The following is a 15,421-nucleotide window of genomic DNA, read 5'->3' on the forward strand; positions in this document are numbered from 1 at the left end:
CGAAAGTAGCGTCCGACCCGTGATCGATGTGGTTCTCCCGTGCCTCGACGAGGCCGAGGCGTTGCCCTGGGTGCTGGACCGGATGCCCGAGGGGTTCCGGGCCCTGGTGGTCGACAACGCCTCCACCGACGACTCCGCGCGCGTCGCCGCGGACCGCGGCGCCCGCGTCGTCGCCGCGCCGCAGCGCGGCTTCGGCGCCGCCTGCCACACCGGGCTGCGGGCCGCCCGGACCGAGATCGTGTGCGTGATGGACGCCGACGCCTCGCTGGACCCCGCCGACCTGCCCCGCCTGGTCGCCGCGCTCGGCGACCTGGAATCCGGCGGCGACGGGGCGCAGCCGGCGCCGGGCCTGGTGCTCGGGCGGCGGCGCCCGACCGGGCCGGGCGCGTGGCCGCCGCACGCCCGCCTGGGCAACGCGGTGCTGGCCCGGTCGCTGAACCGGCGCGCCGGGACCCGGCTGCGCGACCTCGGGCCGATGCGCGCCGCCCGCCGCGACGCCCTGCTCGGCCTCGGCCTGCGGGACCGCCGGTTCGGCTACCCGCTGGAGATGGTGCTGCACGCCGCCCGCGCCGGGTGGCGGATCGCGGAGATCGACGTGCCCTACCGGCCCCGCACCGGCACCTCGAAGGTCACCGGGACGCTCGGCGGGACGGTCCGCGCCGTCCGCGACATGCGCCGCGTCCTGGCGGAGGTGGCCCGGTGACCGGCACATCCGGGTCCACCGCACCCGGGCCCGGCGCCGACCTCGTCGTCATCGCCAAGCGGCCCGTCCCCGGCCGGGTCAAGACCCGCCTGACGCCCGCCTACACCCCCGCCGAGGCGGCCGCGCTCGCCGAGGCGTCCCTGCGCGACACCCTCGCCGCCGTCGCCGCCGCGCCGGCGGGCCGCAGGATCCTCGCGCTGGCCGGCGACCCGGGGCCCTGGCTTCCGGGCGGCTTCACCGTCATCGCCCAGCGCGGCGGCGGCCTGGACGAACGCCTCGCCCACGCCTTCGCCGACGCCTACGACGGCCGCCCGCTGGTGCTGATCGGCATGGACACCCCGCAGGTGACCTCAGCGCTGCTCGACCGCGCCCGGCGCGCGCTCGGCCGCGCCGACGCGGTGTTCGGGCCCGCCCGCGACGGCGGGTTCTGGCTGCTCGGGCTGCGCCGCCCCGACGCGGCGCTGCTGCGCGGCGTCCCGATGTCGCGCCCCGACACCGGCGCCGTCCAGCTCGCGCGGCTGCGCGCCGCCGGCCTGCGGACCGCGACGCTGCCCGAGCTCACCGACGTCGACACCGCCGCCGACGCCGCCGCGGTCGCCGCGGCCGCGCCGGACGGACGGTTCGCCGCCGCCGTGCGGGCCCTCGGCCGCCGGACCGTCCCGGCATGATCGGTGAACTGTACGAGGAGGCGCTGCGGAGCCGCGCCCCGGTGGAGATCGAGCACGCCGACGGGCGCCGCAGGCCGCTGCCGCTGCACGACTGGCTGGCCGTGCGGCCCGGCGACGGCGGGCTGCTGGGCCGCTGCGAGGGCGCCACCCTGGACGTCGGCTCGGGACCGGGCCGGCTGACGGTGGCGCTGGCCCGCCGCAGCCTGCCGGTGCTGGGCATCGACGTGGCCCCCTCCGCGGTCGCGCTGACCGTCGCCGCGGGCGGCCCGGCCCTGTGCCGCGACGTGTTCGGCCGCGTCCCCGGCGCCGGGCGGTGGCGCACCGTGCTGCTCGCCGACGGCAACATCGGCATCGGCGGCGACCCCGCCGTCCTGCTGCGCCGCGTCGTGGCGCTGCTGGCGCCCGGCGGGCAGGTGCTCGCGGAGGTCGGGCGGCCCGGCTCGGCCTCCCGGGTCGAGCCGCTGCGGCTGCGCACGAACCGGTCAGTCGGCGAATGGTTCACCTGGGCGCACGTGTCCGCCGACGCCGTCGCCGCGCTGGCCGCCGCCTGCGCCGCGACCGTGACCGAGTCCTGGGAGGACGCGGACCGGTGGTTCGTCGCCCTGCGCTCCGCGGAGGCGCGCCCATGAGACCCGCACCCGACCGGTACAGGCCGCCCGCGCCCGCCGCCGTGCTGCGCGGGATCCCGGGACGGTTCACCAGCCGCCTGCACGACGAGCGGGTCGCCTCCTGGCTCGGCATCGCCCTCGGAGCGAGCGTCCTGGTCTCCTTCGGGACGGGGCTGGTCAGCCACTTCATGCAGCAGCCCGCCGGGTGGATGCAGTGGCCGTCGCGGCCGGTGAACCTGTACCGGGTCACCCAGGGCGTGCACGTCATCGGAGGGCTGGCGACCGTCCCGCTGCTGCTGGCCAAGCTGTGGACGGTCTACCCGCGGCTGTGGCAGTGGCCGCCGGTCCGCTCGCTCGTCCACGCGGTGCAGCGGCTGCTGGTGTTCGTCCTGGTCGCCGCGGCGCTGTTCCAGTTCGTCACCGGCGTCATGAACATCGCCTACTGGTACGCGTTCCGGTTCTACTTCACCACCGCGCACTACTGGACGGCCTACATCCTGGTCGGCGCGCTGGTCATCCACGTCGCCGACCAGTGGGCCAAGGCGCGCCGCACCGTGATGACCCGCCCCGAGGACGGCGTCGGGCGCCGCGGCTTCCTGCTCACCGTCGCGGGCGCGAGCGGCGTCGTCGCGCTGACCACGGTGGGGGAGGCGGCCACGCCGCTCGCGCCGCTGGCGGTGCTGGCGCCGCGCCGGCCCGGCACCGGCCCGCAGGACGTCCCGGTCAACAAGTCGGCCGCCGCGACCGGCGTCACCGCGCAGGCTCGAGACCCCCAGTGGCGCCTCACCGTCACCGGCCGGGTCTCGCGGGAGGTCACCCTTTCCCTGGCCGACCTGCGCGCGCTGCCGCAGTACACCGCGCGGCTGCCCATCTCCTGCGTGGAGGGCTGGAGCGTGGAGGCGGCCTGGCGGGGCGTGCGGCTGCGGGACGTCCTGCGCCTGGCAGGCGTCGCCGACGGCGCGCAGGTGCTGGTCGAGTCGCTGCAACGCCAGGGCCTCTACCGCACGTCCACGGTCGCCCCGCCGCACTGGCGGGACCCGCTGACGCTGCTGGCCCTCGGCTTGAACGGCGCGCCCCTGGCCCTGGACCACGGCTACCCCTGCCGCCTCATCGCCCCGAACCGGCCCGGGGTGATGCAGACCAAATGGGTCCACCGGCTGGTGGTGTCGTGAACGCGGGGACCGCCGCGAAGGCGGCGGCGTACGCGGCGGGCCTGGCGCTCATCGGCCTCGGGCTGCGCGGGATCGTGGACCAGGTCCCCCTCGCCGAGTGGGCGAAGTGGTTCGCCGGGGCGGCCGTGCTGCACGACGCCGTCGTGGCGCCGGCGGTGCTCGCCGCGGGGGCGCTCACCGTCCTCGTGCCCGCCGGCCGGCGGCGGATCGTGCGCGCCGCGCTGGTCATCGGCGCCTGCGTCACCGTGGTCGCGATTCCCGTCGTGCTGGCCTACGGGCGCCGCGACGACGAGCCGTCGCGCCTTCCGCTGCCCTACGGCCGCAACCTGGCGATCGTGCTGGGCGCCGTCGCCGCGGTGGCGGCCTGCGCCCTCGCGGCCCGCGCGGTCGCCGCGCGCCGCGGGGCCGGGCGCACGTCCGGGCGCGGCGGAGCGACGCGCGCCCCGCGCCCCTCCCGGAAGGAGACACGGCGATGACCATCACCGAGGCGCCCGGCCGGGCGGAGGCCGCCGAGAAGCCGGCGGGCCGCGGATGGCCGGGGTGGGTCGCCGTCGCGGTGTGGGCAGTGGGGATCGCGGCGGCGTTCGCCGTGGGCTGGCACCTGCGGCGCGCGGGCCTGGCCACCGAGGACCCGTTGCCCCCGCTGCACGCGCGGGCGCGGGGGTGGCCGCCGACCTGGCGGCTCCTGCCCGCGGCCGCCGCCGCGGCCCTGGCCGTGGCGGCGCTGCCCGCGCTCGCCGCCCGGCTGCCGTGGCGGGCGCTGCCGCCGGTCGCGTGGGCGGCCGCCGCCGTGTGGGCGGTGGCGCTGGCCGCCTCCGACGGGTGGGACGCGCTCGCGCGGCCGCTGAACGCCCCGACCGAGTACCCGGCGGGCCTGGCGCAGCTGCGTCCCGACCCCCTGGAGTGGCTGCGGACCTTCACCGAGCGGCTCGGCGGCTACACCACGCACGTGCGGGGGCATCCGCCGCTGCCGATGCTGGTGCTGTGGGCGCTGGAGAAGGCCGGTCTCGGCGGCACCGGGTGGGCGGCGGCGCTCGTCATCGCGGCCGGGACGTCGGCGGCGGCGGCGATCGCGGTGACGGTGCGCTGCCTGGCGGGGGAGCGGGCGGCGCGGGCCGCGGTGCCGTTCCTGGCGCTGGCGCCGCTGGCGGTGTGGACCGCGACGGCGATGGACGCGTTCTTCCTGGCCGTCGCGGCCTGGGGCACGGCCCTGCTCGCGCTCGCCGCGCGCGGCGCGCGGAACCGGGCGCTCGTCCCGGCCGCGGCGGGCGGGCTGCTGCTGGGGTGCCTGCCGTATCTGAGCTACGGGCTGCTGCCCCTGTTCGCGGTGCCGTTCGCGGTGGTGGTGCTGAGCCCTCCCCGGGCGCGAGTGCTCGCCGCGGCGGGCGCCGGGCTGGCGGTGGTCCCGGCCGCGTTCACGCTGCTGGGGTTCTGGTGGCCCGACGGCGTCCGCGCCACCTTGGACACCTACCTGGCCAGCCGCGGGTCGGCGCGGCGCTCCTACGCCTACTTCGTGTTCGCGAACCTGGCGGTGCTGGGCCTGCTGACCGGTCCGGCGGTGGCGCGCGCGCTGCCGCGCGCGGTGGCCGAACTGTGCCGGGGCGCGCTGTGGCGGGGCGTGCTGGGACGGGGGCCGCGGTCCCCGGTGGCCGCGCCCGCGGCGGTTGCGGCGCTGGCGGGCGCGGCGCTGCTCGGCGTGCTGGTCCTGGACGCCTCCGGCGTCACGCGCGGCGAGGTCGAGCGGATCTGGGTGCCGTTCGCCGCCTGGCTGACGGTCGCCGCCGCCCTCGGCCGCTCCCGGGTGCGGGCGTGGCTGGCGGCGCAGGCGGTGACCGCGCTGGCCGTCCAGGCGCTCGTGCTGTCCCCCTGGTGAGCGCGGGCGGGCATGTTTCGGCGGATGCCGAAACGATCCCGGGCTAGCGTCCGCGCATGAGCGACCCCGAATTGAAGGCGCGGCTGGCGGCGCGGTTCCGGGAGGTCAACGGCGACCACCCGATGACCGCCGCCGACGACGCCTATGTCACCGCCTGGTTCACCGATCTGGAGGACCTGTGCCGCGCCGCCGGCCGCGCCGCCGACCAGGTGCGGCGGCTGATGCTGGCGCGGCGGCTGCCCCTGCCCGGCTACCTGCGCTCCGACGGCGCGCAGATGGTGCCGGCGGACCTGTTCGTCCTCGCCGAGCAGGCGGGGGGCCTCGACGCGCTGGAGAGCTGGTTCGTCGCGCACTGGGACGACCGCGCCGCCGCCGAGGGGGAGTGGGCCGCCTACCTGGACGGGCAGTACGTGTGCCTGCGCTCGGTCACGCCCCGGAACATCCGGTACAAGGACGCCCTGGTCACCGCGATCGAGGCGGCGCCGTCCGAGCCGGACGCCGGGACGGCGGCGTGGACGCGCAGGCTGCACGCCCTGGTCGACGAGCTCGACGCGCTGGAGCCGCCGTTCACCGCCTACGACCGGCTGCGGTTCGGGGGCCCGGTGTCGCGGGACCGGTGCATCGACGCCGTGCGCGCCCGCCACCCCCGCGGCGCCTGACCCCGTGCCGCCTGCCTCCCGTGCCGCCTCGTCACCAGGGGACAGGGCCGTCGTCGTCAGCGGCGCTTGGGCGTGCTGCTGCTGGAGCGCACGAGCCGCCGGGTGACGCTCACCCCCGTGGGGAGACGCTGCCGGCCGAGGGCGGTGCCGCGCTGGAGGCCGTCGCCGCGGCGGTCCGCCGGACGCGGCGCGCCGGCGCCGCCGGGTCCCGGCTGGTCCTGGCGATGAAGCCCGGCGGGGACGGCGGCGGCCTGCTGCCGGAGATCCTGGCCGCCTACGAGCGCGAGCCCGAGGCGTTCCGGTCCCGGGCCTTGGCGGCGTTCGTGCGCTCCACGACCGCCGTCGCCGCGAGCGCCGCGACCCGCACCGCCTCCCACCTGCGCTGACATCGCCGCTGAAAAAATCTTGGAGAAATCCGGGGCGGGATGTCGATCCGGCGGCCGGCCGAGCGACGCGTCAGTGAAAGCCGATGAGACAGCCCACGGAAGGACCGCCGCCATGAGCGCCCAGACCCGCACCGCCGCCCGCGTCACCGCCCCCGGCACGACCACCGCCCGCGACTCCGCCGGGGGCCGCCGCACGCTGCGCAGGGTGCTGTGGGGCGCGCAGATCCTGCTCGCCGCGTTCCTGCTCATCGCCTCGGCGCTGCCGAAGTTCGCCGGGCAGGCCGACGCCGTCAGGACGTTCGAGGAGATCGGCTGGGGCCAGTGGCTGCGGTACCTGACCGGGACCGTCGAGGCCGCCGGCGCGATCGGGCTGGTCGTCCCGCGGCTGGCGGGCCTCGCGGCGGCCGGGCTGATCGGCCTGATGGCCGGCGCCGCCCTCACCCAGCTGCTGGTGCTGGAGCCGGCGTGGGCGCTGCTGCCCGTCGGGTTCGCGGTCGTGCTCGCCGCCGTCGCCTGGGACCGCCGCGCCGAGTCCCGCCGGGTGCTGCGCCTGCTGAAGCTGCGCCTGCTGAAGCGCTGAACGGCGTCCCGACCGGCGGACGGGGGCGGGCGAGGTCAGGGCGGAGGAGCCCAGGTGAGGAGGGTGCGGCCCCAGGTCAGGCCCGCGCCGAAACCGGCGAGCAGCACCAGGTCGCCGGGTCCGATCCGGTGCGTCCGCGCGGCGCGGTCGAGCGCGTAGGGGATGCTGGCGGCGCCGATGTTGCCGACCTCGTCCCCGACGATCGCCAGCTGCCCCGGTTCCAGCCCGGCCTGCCCGGCCAGCGCGGCGACCAGCCGGGGGTTGGGCTGGTGCGGGATGACGAGGGCCAGGTCGGCGGGCTTGACCCCGGCGGCCTCGGTGCCCTCCGCCACCAGCCGCGGGAAGATCTCGGTGATGAAGTCGCGGACGGCGCGGCCGTCCATGTGGATGGTGTGGCCGAGCCCGGCGAGGGTCTCGGCGCTGGCGGGCAGCCGGCTGCCGCCCGCGGGGATCAGCACGTCGTCCGCGCCCGAGCCGTCCGATCCGAGGGTGATGGGGCCGAAGCCGTACCCGGGCGGGGCGGGCCCGACGACCGCGGCGGCGGCGCCGTCGCCGAACAGGGCGGCGGTGGCCCGGTCGGCGGGGTTGAGGAACCGCGAGTACACCTCGACGCCGATGACCAGCGCGTAGGGGGGCGCGCCGCGCTGGGTGGCCAGCCAGCCGATCGCGGTCTGCAGCCCGAACACGAACCCGGAGCAGGCGGCGGAGATGTCGAACGCGGCGGCCGACCGCGCGCCCAGCATGGTCTGCACGCGGCAGGCGGTGGAGGGCGCGATGACGTCGGGCGTGGAGGTGCCGAGCACGATCAGGCCGAGGTCGGCGGCGTCCAGCCCGGCGGCGTCCAGGGCCCGGCCCGCGGCGGCCGCGGCCAGGTCGGACGCGGCCTCGCCGGGCGCGGCGACGTGCCGCCGCCTGATCCCGGTGCGGCGCTCGATCCAGTCGGGTTCCAGGCCGAGCGAGCGGGACAGGTCGGCGCTGTGCGCGACGTCGCGGGGCAGGTGGGCGCCGGTCCCGCGGACGGCCCACCCCCGCCCGCCGTCCGGCGCCGCTCCGCTGTCGTCCGCCCGGGCCGGCCGGTGCGTGTCGGGCACGGTCATGCGGGTCCTCTCCCCATCACCGGACTGGCGGTTGTCAGTCCCATCCCATAAGTGAATAATCCCATTTCAGGGTTTTGGTCCATAACTGAGAGCTAAGCGGCCGTTGTCTTCTAGGAAAAGGCAGCCTTCCTTCCAGGTAAGGAGACCCCGCGTGCCCGACCCCCGATTCCGCCCGGCCGAAGAGCTCCGACCCGACGACATCTACGCCTTCCTGTTCCCCGGCACCGGCTCCGCCGGGGTCCCCGACCTGCCCGCCCTCGCCCGCACCGGGCCCGGCGCCGCCCGCGCCGTCGCCGACGTCCTGGACGCCGTCCAGGAGGGCCTGCCCCCCAAGGGATGGCCGCGCCTGCGCTCGATCCTCATGGACGATCCGAGCGGCTACCGGGAGGCCTCCCGCACCCCCGGCGTCGCCCAGCTCGCCGGCTACGCCGCGTCCGTCGCCGCCGACCGCGCCCTGCGTGCGCACGGCGTCCATCCCCGCTTCGCGGTCGGTCAGAGCTTCGGGGAGATCGCCGCGCTGGTGTGCGCGGGCGCGTTCTCCATCGCCGACGGAGCCCGCATGGGCGTGGCCGCCGTCGGCGTCCTGGCCCGGCACGGCGGGGGCGGCGGCATGGGGCTGCTGGAGGCCGGGGAGGACCGCACCCGCGACTGCATCGACGCCGCCGGCGCCCCGGAGGTGGTCGTCGCGTGCCTGAACGCCCCGCAGGTCACGGTCGTGTCGGGACCCGACGGGCCCCTGGACGCCGTCCTCGCCGCCGCGCGCGGACGGGGCGTGAACGCCGTGCGGCTCGCGGTGCCCTACCTGTCCCACCATCCCTCGATGGCCGGCGCCGACGAGGAGTGGTACGCCATGATCCGCGGCTTCCCGCAGCGGCCCCTGGAGCTGACGGTCCACTCGCCGGTCCGCGGCCGCGCCTACCGCGACGACGACGACCTGCACCGCGCCATGGCCGACTGCATCGTCAGGCCCGTCCGGCTGCCGGAGGCGCTGCGCGCCGTGCGAGCGGCGGGCGCGACGGTGTTCGCCGAGGCCGGCGCGGGCGACGCGCTGTGCCAGTGCGCGCGGCTGACGCTGCCGGACGCGCGGACGACGGCGCCGCTGCGCGACCGTCCCCGCCACGGGCTGACCGGCAAGGCCGCCCCCGGCGTCACCCCCTCCGGCGAGCGAAAGGACCCGTCGTGACCAGCGACGCCGACGACCTGCGGCAGTTCGTGCTCGGCTCCTCCCTCGACGCCAAGGCGCGGGCGCGGCTGGAGGAGGCCGTCCCCGAGGAGTTCTTCACCGTCCCCGGCGGGCTCACCGCGCCCGGCCGGCACGCGCTCACCTACGAGCGGCTGCGCCGCGCCGGGCGGGCCGCGCCGCCCGCCGGTGAACTGCTGGCCGACCCGCCGGCGCTGTGCGCGCTGCTGGAGCGCGCCGCCATCGCCGACCCGCCGCTGTTCCACATGATGCTGCTGCACTACACGCTCGCGCTCGGCCCGATCCTGCGGTTCGGCGCCGGGCAGGAGGAGACGCGGCCGCTGCGCGAGTCCCTGGAGTCGATGGACGCGTTCGGCACGCTGCTGATGACCGAGGTGGGACGCAGCAACAGCCACCTGTCGCCCCGCACCGTCGCCCGCCACGACCCCGCCACGGGCGGGTTCGTGCTCAGCACCCCCGACGCCCAGGCCGCCAAGTTCCCCACCAACACCGCCCACCCTGACCTGCCCAAGACGGCCGCCGTCTACGCCACCCTGGTCCACGGCGGCCAGGAGCGCGGCGTGTTCGTGTTCGCGGTGCCGCTGCGCGGGCCCGGCGGCGCCGTCCCGCCCGGCGTGCGGATCGTCCCGGCCCCCGAGACGACCGGACTGCAGATCGACTACGCCGCCGTCCTGCTGGAGGACGTCCGCGTCCCCTACGGGGCGTGGCTGCGCGACGGCGCGGGCATCGGCGCCGACGGGGCCTTCCACGACCCGCACGGGCCCGCGGCGGCGCGGCTGACCCGCTCGATGGGCATCGCCCCGTCGGTGTGGCGCGCCGTCGTGTCGGCCTCCGCCGCGATCACCCGGGCGTCCGCCGGGATGCTGCTGGCCCACTCGGCGGGCCGCTCCACCCTCGGCCGGCTCGCGCCGCGCCGCCCGCTGACCGACTACCGCAACCAGCAGGAGGCGGTGCTGGGCGCGCTGGCGTCCGCCTACGCCCTCACCGCCGTAGCCGCGCACGTCACCACGCCGGGCCCGGACCGGGCGGCGGACGCGGCCGGGGACGCGGCGGGCGGGCCGGAGACCGCGTGGGCGCCGTGGTCGGCGGTCGACCGGGACCTGGCGCTGCTGAAGGCCGCCGCGACCGTCCAGGCGCAGGAGACCGTGTCGGCGTGCCGGGTGCACAGCGGCGCCCCCGGGTTCGCCGCCGTCGAGCGCCTCAACGCCTACCGCGGCCTGACGCACGCCTACCAGAACGCCGGCGGCGACAACGCGCTCATCCTCTACGACACCGCCCGCGCGATGGCCGACCGCGACCGCTACGTCCCGCCCGAGCCGGAGCTCGGTCCGCCCGACGACGGCGACCTGGACTCCCCGCGCGTGTGGCTGTTCCTGGCGCGCGACGCCGAGCGGCGGACGCGCGACCGGCTCGCCGGGCGGGTCGAGGCCGCCCTGCGCGACGGGCAGGACGCCTTCACCGCCTGGAACGGGAACCTGGCGCTGGCCGAGCGGACCGCCACCGCCTGCGCCGACCGGATCATCCTGGAGATCCTCGCCGCGGCCGCCGCCGAGGGGCCGCGCGCGCTCGGGCCGGTGCTGCGCCTGCACGCGCTGGACCGGCTGGAGCGCCGCGCCGCCGTCCTGCTCAACGAGGGGGTCGTCCCGCCGGGGATCCTGGACGAGCTGTGGGCCGCGCGGCGCCGCACGTGCGACGAGCTGGCCCCCCGCGCGGCGGAGCTGGCCGCCGCGTTCGACCTGCCCGCCCCCGTCACCGCGCCCACCGCGTTCCTGGCCTGAGGGCCCCGCGCGCCGGGAAGAACCGGCACGCCACGCCGCGAATTCGCCAAGGAGGCGGGGGAACCCGCGGAAGGTGACTACCGTTCTCGTTAGACAGACCGCACGCGGGTGATGGCGCCCGCAGCCGATACGGAGGTAGACACAGTGGGAGTCAGTCTGAGCAAGGGCGGCAACGTCTCGCTGACCAAGGAGGCGCCCGGACTGACCGCCGTCGTGGTTGGTCTGGGGTGGGACGTGCGGACCACGACCGGCACCGACTTCGACCTGGACGCCAGCGCCCTGCTGTGCTCGGCGGAGAACAAGGTCCTGTCGGACCAGCACTTCGTGTTCTTCAACAACCTCAAGAGCCCCGACGGTTCGGTCGAGCACACCGGCGACAACCTCACCGGTGAGGGCGAGGGCGACGACGAGGCGATCAAGGTGAACCTGGGCGGCGTCCCCGCCGAGATCGCCAAGATCGTGTTCCCGGTGTCGATCTACGACGCCGACAACCGGCAGCAGAGCTTCGGGCAGGTCCGCAACGCCTTCATCCGCGTGGTGAACCAGGCCGACAACAGCGAGATCGCGCGCTACGACCTGTCGGAGGACGCCTCCACCGAGACCGCGATGGTGTTCGGCGAGCTGTACCGCAACGGCGCCGAGTGGAAGTTCCGCGCCGTGGGCCAGGGCTACGCCTCGGGCCTGTCGGGCATCGCCTCCGACTTCGGGGTGAACGTCTGACCCTCTCCGTACGTGGACGGGGCGCCCCCGCTCGGGGGCGCCCCGTCGCGCGTCCGGGCCTGGGGCCCGGGCGGTCGTCAGCCTGCGGGGACGACGGCGAGGGCCTCGATCTCCACGAGCAGGTCGTCGCGGACCAGGCGCGACACCTCGACCAGCGACGCGGCGGGCGCGATTCCTTCGGGGACGAACTCGGCGCGCACGGAGCGCACGACCGGGGCGCCGCCGGCGTCGCGCAGGAAGTAGCCGAGCCGCACGACGTGCTCCCAGCGGGCGCCGGCGGCGGCGAGCGCGGTCTCCAGGTTGGCGAACACCTGCCGGGTCTGGGCCTCCAGGTCGCCGGGGCCGACCAGGTTCCCGGCCGAGTCGAGCGCGATCTGGCCGCTGATCACCACCAGCCGGCCGGGCACGTCGACCGAGACGGCGTGGCTGTACCCGGGGCCGGGCGGCAGGCCCGGCACGTCGATCTGGCGGTGGGCGGGGCGCGGTTCGTCGCTCGTCACCAGATCACGATACCGGCGGGGCGCCGAGCAGCTCCTCGCGCAGCCGGGTCTTGAGGATCTTGCCGCCGGGGTTGCGGGGCAGGCCCCGCTCGCGGAACCAGACGTGCGCGGGCGCCTTGAACGCGGCGATCCTTCCGCCGAGGAACTCCCGGAGCTCGCGCTCGGACACCGCGGCGCCGGGGCGCGGCACGATGACCGCGCCGACCTCCTCGCCGAGCACCGGGTGGGGGACGCCGATCACGGCGCAGTCGGCGACGGCGGGATGCTCGTAGAGGGCGGCCTCGACCTCGGCGCAGTAGATGTTCTCGCCGCCGCGGATCAGCATGTCCTTGGCGCGGTCGACGATGTAGACGAACCCGTCGGCGTCCAGGCGGGCCAGGTCGCCGCTGTGGAACCAGCCGTCGACGAAGGCCGCGGCGGTCGCCTCCGGCTTGTTCCAGTAGCCCTTGATCACGTTGGGCCCCTTGATGAGGAGCTCGCCGACCTCGCCGGCCGGCAGCTCCTCCCCGGCCGGCCCGACGACCTTGACGTCGCAGACCGCGACGGGCGGGCCGACGCTCTCGGGCCGCTCCAGGTAGTTCACGCCGCCGTTGTAGGTGGTGACCGAGGAGGTCTCGGTGAGGCCGTAGCCGTTGCCGGGCATCCGCTCGGGCAGCCGCTCCTTGATCTTGTCGACGAGGGCGGGCGCGGCCGGCGCGCCGCCGTAGCTGACGCCGGTGAGGCTGGAGGTGTCGAACTCGCCGAAGTCGGGCGAGGTCAGGACCTGCCAGGCCATCGTCGGCACGCCGCCGAACCCGGTGACCCTCTCCCGCTCGATCAGCTCCAGCGCCCTGCGGACGTCCCACTTGTACATCAGCACCACGGTGCCGCCCTGCAGGGCGCTGGACACCAGGACCGAGTGGCAGCCGGTGGCGTGGAAGAACGGGACGCTCAGCAGCGTCACGCGCGGCTGGGGCGCCGCGAGCTCCTCGACCGTGCGGCCGGCGCGCACGCCCGCCGACATGATCCCGTAGGCGAGGCCGACGGGGTTGCCGGCGATGTTGCGGTGCGTGCCGAGGGCGCCCTTGGGCCGTCCGGTGGTGCCGGAGGTGTAGAAGATCGTGGCCTCGTCCTCGGGGCCGAGCGGCACGTCGGGGAGCGGCACGTCGGGGAGCGGCACGTCCGCCGGCGGCGTCCCGGGCGGGGACGCGGCGGCCGGGCCGCCGGCGACGTCCTCGAACGCCTCCGTGCCGGCGGGCGCGGCGCCGCCCGCGCGCGCGACCAGGCACGCCACGCCCAGGCCCGGCAGCACGCCGGCGAGCCGGGCGGCGCGCTCGGCGTCGGCGACCAGGACCCGGGCGCCGCTGTCGGCCAGCCCGTACTCCAGCTCCGCGGCGCTCCACCAGGCGTTCAGGGGGACCACGACGGCGCCGGCGACGGCGGCGCCGAAGAACGCCACCGACCATTCGGGGTAGTTGCGCATGGCGATCGCGACCCGGTCGCCCTTGGCGATCCCGTACCGCTCGACGAGCGCCCGCGCGAACGCGGCCGCCCGCGCGCGGTGCTCGGCGAAGGTGAGCCGGTCGTCGCCGTAGACCAGGAAGTCCTTGTCGCCGTGGAGGCGGGAGAGCTCCAGGACGTCGCGCAGGGTGGGCGGGGCGTTCTTCCACACGCGGGTCGGCACGCCGCGGATCAGCGCCTCGGCCATCTCGAACGGCCGGCCCGGCGCCGTCATCGCCGCCCTGACCTCGGCGATGCTCGCCAGCGGCCGCCCGGCGCCCTGCACGTCGCGGTCCTGCACGTCGCGGTCCTGCACATCCCGGTCCTGCACGTCGCGCCTCCCGCGGGGTGGTGGCGCACCGCCGGCCGGCCCGTCCGTCGAACACGATTCGGTGCGCCGTGCCGGAAAATGTATGGTCCGCGTCACACCCGGGTCAACGCCCCGGCGCCGCGGGCCCCCGGGGAGAACGGTCCGGGCGGACGGTCCCGAGGAAGATCCCTGCCTGCGACAATGGGGGCATGACCGAGCGCAAGCCGATCGAGTACTGGCTGTCGGACATGGACGGCGTCCTCGTCCACGAGGGCCGTCCCGTCCCCGGCGCCGAGGAGTTCGTCCGCCGCCTGGCGGCGTCCGGAAAACCGTTCCTCATCCTGACCAACAACTCGATCTACACCCGGCGGGACCTGTCGGCCCGCCTGGCGGCGGCCGGGCTGGCCGTCCCGGCCGAGTCGATCTGGACCTCGGCGCTGGCCACCGCCCGTTTCCTGGCCGACCAGCGGCCCGAGGGGTCCGCCTACGTGATCGGGGAGGCGGGCCTGACCACGGCGCTGCACGAGGCGGACTTCGTCCTCACCGACATCGACCCCGACTACGTGGTGCTCGGCGAGACCCGCACCTACAGCTTCTCGCAGATCACCCGCGCGATCCGGCTGATCGAGGGCGGCGCCCGCTTCGTGGCGACCAACCCCGACCCGATCGGGCCGTCCCCGGAGGGCTCGCTGCCGGCGTGCGGCGCCGTCGCCGCGATGATCACCCGGGCGACGGGCGTGGAGCCCTACTTCGTCGGCAAGCCCAACCCGCTGATGATGCGCACGGCGCTGAACGTGGTCGGCGGGCACAGCGAGAGCACCGCGATGATCGGCGACCGCATGGACACCGACATCGTCGCCGGCGTCGAGGCGGGGCTGGAGACGATCCTGGTGCTGACCGGCGTCACCCGCAAGGACGAGATCGCCCGGTTCCCGTTCCGCCCGCACCGGGTCGTGGCGTCCATCGCCGACCTCATCGACCTGGTCTGACCCCGCCCCGCCCCGGCCCCGCCCGGCCGGGGCGGCCGTAGACTCGCAGGCGCCATGCGCACGATCAGACAGGGCGGCTCGGTCGAGCTGGAGGTCCGCAGGTCCCGGTTCGTCTGCACGCTCGCCCGCGCCGCCGACGAGGCCGAGGCGACGGCGTTCATCGCCGGTCACCGGCGGGCGCACCGCGACGCCACCCACAACTGCACCGCCTACGTCGTCGGCGGGCACGGCGAGATCACCAAGAGCGGCGACGACGGCGAGCCGGCCGGGACGGCGGGGATCCCGATGCTGGAGGTGCTGCTGCGTCGCGGGCTGACCGGCACCGCCGCGGTCGTCACCCGCTACTTCGGCGGCGTGAAGCTCGGCGCGGGCGGGCTGGTGCGCGCCTACGGGCAGGCGGTCGCCGACGCCGTCGACGCAGTCGGGGTGGTGGAGCTGCGCCCGGTGGTGACGGTCACCGTCGGCGTGGACCACGCGCTGGCGGGGCGGTTCCTGGGCGACCTGCACGCCCGCGGGCACCAGCCCGGCGACGTCCGCTACGGGGCGGGCGTGGAGGCCGACGTGGCGGTGCCCGTCCCGGAGCTGGAGGCGTTCGAGGCGTGGGCCGCGCAGGTCACCGCCGGGCGCGCCCGAACGCGGCGCGGCGCGCCCGGCCACATCGAGGTGCCCGTCCCCTGACCGCGCTCAGCAGGGCCTCG

17 protein-coding genes are annotated in these 15,421 nt (G+C 76.6%); 14 read left to right on the plus strand and 3 right to left on the minus strand.

Features of this window, described 5'->3' with window-relative positions; all coding sequences use genetic code 11:
- Positions 1-19 precede the first annotated feature (19 nt).
- The 9 genes from ACQEU6_RS06230 (at position 20) to ACQEU6_RS06270 (ending at position 6,649) form a co-directional block, all read left to right on the plus strand.
- On the plus strand, positions 20-703 hold the full coding sequence (locus ACQEU6_RS06230) for a glycosyltransferase family 2 protein (RefSeq protein WP_499329631.1): 684 nt from the start codon (positions 20-22) through the stop codon (positions 701-703).
- Entirely contained in the window at positions 700-1,371 is a 672-nt protein-coding gene (locus ACQEU6_RS06235) for a TIGR04282 family arsenosugar biosynthesis glycosyltransferase (RefSeq protein WP_499329632.1), read from the plus strand. Before ACQEU6_RS06230 ends, ACQEU6_RS06235 begins: the two co-directional genes overlap by 4 nt.
- Positions 1,368-2,000, plus strand: a complete 633-nt coding sequence (locus ACQEU6_RS06240) for a class I SAM-dependent methyltransferase (protein ID WP_499329633.1) — start codon at positions 1,368-1,370, stop codon at positions 1,998-2,000. Before ACQEU6_RS06235 ends, ACQEU6_RS06240 begins: the two co-directional genes overlap by 4 nt.
- Positions 1,997-3,151, plus strand: coding sequence for a molybdopterin-dependent oxidoreductase (locus ACQEU6_RS06245; protein WP_499329634.1), 1,155 nt, complete (start codon positions 1,997-1,999; stop codon positions 3,149-3,151). Before ACQEU6_RS06240 ends, ACQEU6_RS06245 begins: the two co-directional genes overlap by 4 nt.
- Entirely contained in the window at positions 3,148-3,627 is a 480-nt protein-coding gene (locus tag ACQEU6_RS06250; protein WP_499329635.1) for a hypothetical protein, read from the plus strand. The genes ACQEU6_RS06245 and ACQEU6_RS06250 overlap by 4 nt, the downstream gene beginning before the upstream one ends.
- Positions 3,624-5,024, plus strand: coding sequence for a hypothetical protein (locus tag ACQEU6_RS06255; RefSeq protein ID WP_499329636.1), 1,401 nt, complete (start codon positions 3,624-3,626; stop codon positions 5,022-5,024). The genes ACQEU6_RS06250 and ACQEU6_RS06255 overlap by 4 nt, the downstream gene beginning before the upstream one ends.
- 56 nt (positions 5,025-5,080) lie before the next feature.
- Positions 5,081-5,683, plus strand: a complete 603-nt coding sequence (locus ACQEU6_RS06260; protein ID WP_499329637.1) for a DUF6058 family natural product biosynthesis protein — start codon at positions 5,081-5,083, stop codon at positions 5,681-5,683.
- Positions 5,684-5,703: 20 nt separating this feature from the next.
- Complete coding sequence (locus tag ACQEU6_RS06265; protein ID WP_499329638.1) at positions 5,704-6,069, plus strand: hypothetical protein; 366 nt, start codon at positions 5,704-5,706, stop codon at positions 6,067-6,069.
- A gap of 112 nt (positions 6,070-6,181) precedes the next feature.
- Positions 6,182-6,649, plus strand: a complete 468-nt coding sequence (locus ACQEU6_RS06270; protein WP_499329639.1) for a DoxX family protein — start codon at positions 6,182-6,184, stop codon at positions 6,647-6,649.
- Positions 6,650-6,684: 35 nt separating this feature from the next.
- Here ACQEU6_RS06270 and ACQEU6_RS06275 read toward each other — a convergent pair whose 3' ends face one another.
- Positions 6,685-7,746, minus strand: coding sequence for a 3-oxoacyl-ACP synthase III family protein (locus tag ACQEU6_RS06275; protein WP_499329640.1), 1,062 nt, complete (start codon positions 7,744-7,746; stop codon positions 6,685-6,687).
- Positions 7,747-7,897: 151 nt separating this feature from the next.
- On the opposite strand from ACQEU6_RS06275, the gene ACQEU6_RS06280 reads away from it, so the two are divergent.
- The 3 genes from ACQEU6_RS06280 to ACQEU6_RS06290 all read left to right on the plus strand — a co-directional run bounded on the left by ACQEU6_RS06280 (position 7,898) and on the right by ACQEU6_RS06290 (position 11,445).
- Positions 7,898-8,929 carry an ACP S-malonyltransferase gene (locus ACQEU6_RS06280; RefSeq protein ID WP_499329641.1) on the plus strand — a complete coding sequence of 344 codons (1,032 nt, stop codon included), beginning with the start codon at positions 7,898-7,900 and terminating at the stop codon, positions 8,927-8,929.
- Positions 8,926-10,725 carry an acyl-CoA dehydrogenase family protein gene (locus ACQEU6_RS06285; RefSeq protein WP_499329642.1) on the plus strand — a complete coding sequence of 600 codons (1,800 nt, stop codon included), beginning with the start codon at positions 8,926-8,928 and terminating at the stop codon, positions 10,723-10,725. Before ACQEU6_RS06280 ends, ACQEU6_RS06285 begins: the two co-directional genes overlap by 4 nt.
- A gap of 144 nt (positions 10,726-10,869) precedes the next feature.
- The gene (locus ACQEU6_RS06290) at positions 10,870-11,445 is read left to right on the plus strand and encodes a TerD family protein (RefSeq protein ID WP_499329643.1); all 576 of its coding nucleotides are present in this window, start codon (positions 10,870-10,872) and stop codon (positions 11,443-11,445) included.
- A gap of 77 nt (positions 11,446-11,522) precedes the next feature.
- Here ACQEU6_RS06290 and ACQEU6_RS06295 read toward each other — a convergent pair whose 3' ends face one another.
- Positions 11,523-11,945, minus strand: a complete 423-nt coding sequence (locus ACQEU6_RS06295) for a RidA family protein (protein WP_499329644.1) — start codon at positions 11,943-11,945, stop codon at positions 11,523-11,525.
- Positions 11,946-11,949: 4 nt separating this feature from the next.
- On the minus strand, positions 11,950-13,755 hold the full coding sequence (locus ACQEU6_RS06300) for a class I adenylate-forming enzyme family protein (protein ID WP_499329645.1): 1,806 nt from the start codon (positions 13,753-13,755) through the stop codon (positions 11,950-11,952).
- 188 nt (positions 13,756-13,943) lie between these two features.
- On the opposite strand from ACQEU6_RS06300, the gene ACQEU6_RS06305 reads away from it, so the two are divergent.
- Entirely contained in the window at positions 13,944-14,723 is a 780-nt protein-coding gene (locus tag ACQEU6_RS06305) for an HAD-IIA family hydrolase (RefSeq protein ID WP_499329646.1), read from the plus strand.
- A 54-nt stretch (positions 14,724-14,777) separates the two neighbouring features.
- Positions 14,778-15,401 carry an IMPACT family protein gene (locus tag ACQEU6_RS06310; RefSeq protein WP_499329647.1) on the plus strand — a complete coding sequence of 208 codons (624 nt, stop codon included), beginning with the start codon at positions 14,778-14,780 and terminating at the stop codon, positions 15,399-15,401.
- Positions 15,402-15,421: the final 20 nt, after the last annotated feature.

It is taken from the genome of Spirillospora sp. CA-108201 (genome assembly GCF_050936235.1).
Lineage (GTDB): Bacteria > Actinomycetota > Actinomycetes > Streptosporangiales > Streptosporangiaceae > Spirillospora.

Bases quoted from the DNA above. Each gene is read 5' to 3' on its own strand.
- ACQEU6_RS06240 (WP_499329633.1), top strand. From the start codon at position 1,368: ATGATCGGTGAACTGTACGAGGAGGCGCTGCGGAGCCGCGCCCCGGTG.
- ACQEU6_RS06245 (WP_499329634.1), top strand. From the start codon at position 1,997: ATGAGACCCGCACCCGACCGGTACAGGCCGCCCGCGCCCGCCGCCGTG.
- ACQEU6_RS06255 (WP_499329636.1), top strand. From the start codon at position 3,624: ATGACCATCACCGAGGCGCCCGGCCGGGCGGAGGCCGCCGAGAAGCCG.
- ACQEU6_RS06260 (WP_499329637.1), top strand. From the start codon at position 5,081: ATGAGCGACCCCGAATTGAAGGCGCGGCTGGCGGCGCGGTTCCGGGAG.
- ACQEU6_RS06270 (WP_499329639.1), top strand. From the start codon at position 6,182: ATGAGCGCCCAGACCCGCACCGCCGCCCGCGTCACCGCCCCCGGCACG.
- ACQEU6_RS06275 (WP_499329640.1), bottom strand. From the start codon at position 7,746: ATGACCGTGCCCGACACGCACCGGCCGGCCCGGGCGGACGACAGCGGA.
- ACQEU6_RS06305 (WP_499329646.1), top strand. From the start codon at position 13,944: ATGACCGAGCGCAAGCCGATCGAGTACTGGCTGTCGGACATGGACGGC.
- ACQEU6_RS06310 (WP_499329647.1), top strand. From the start codon at position 14,778: ATGCGCACGATCAGACAGGGCGGCTCGGTCGAGCTGGAGGTCCGCAGG.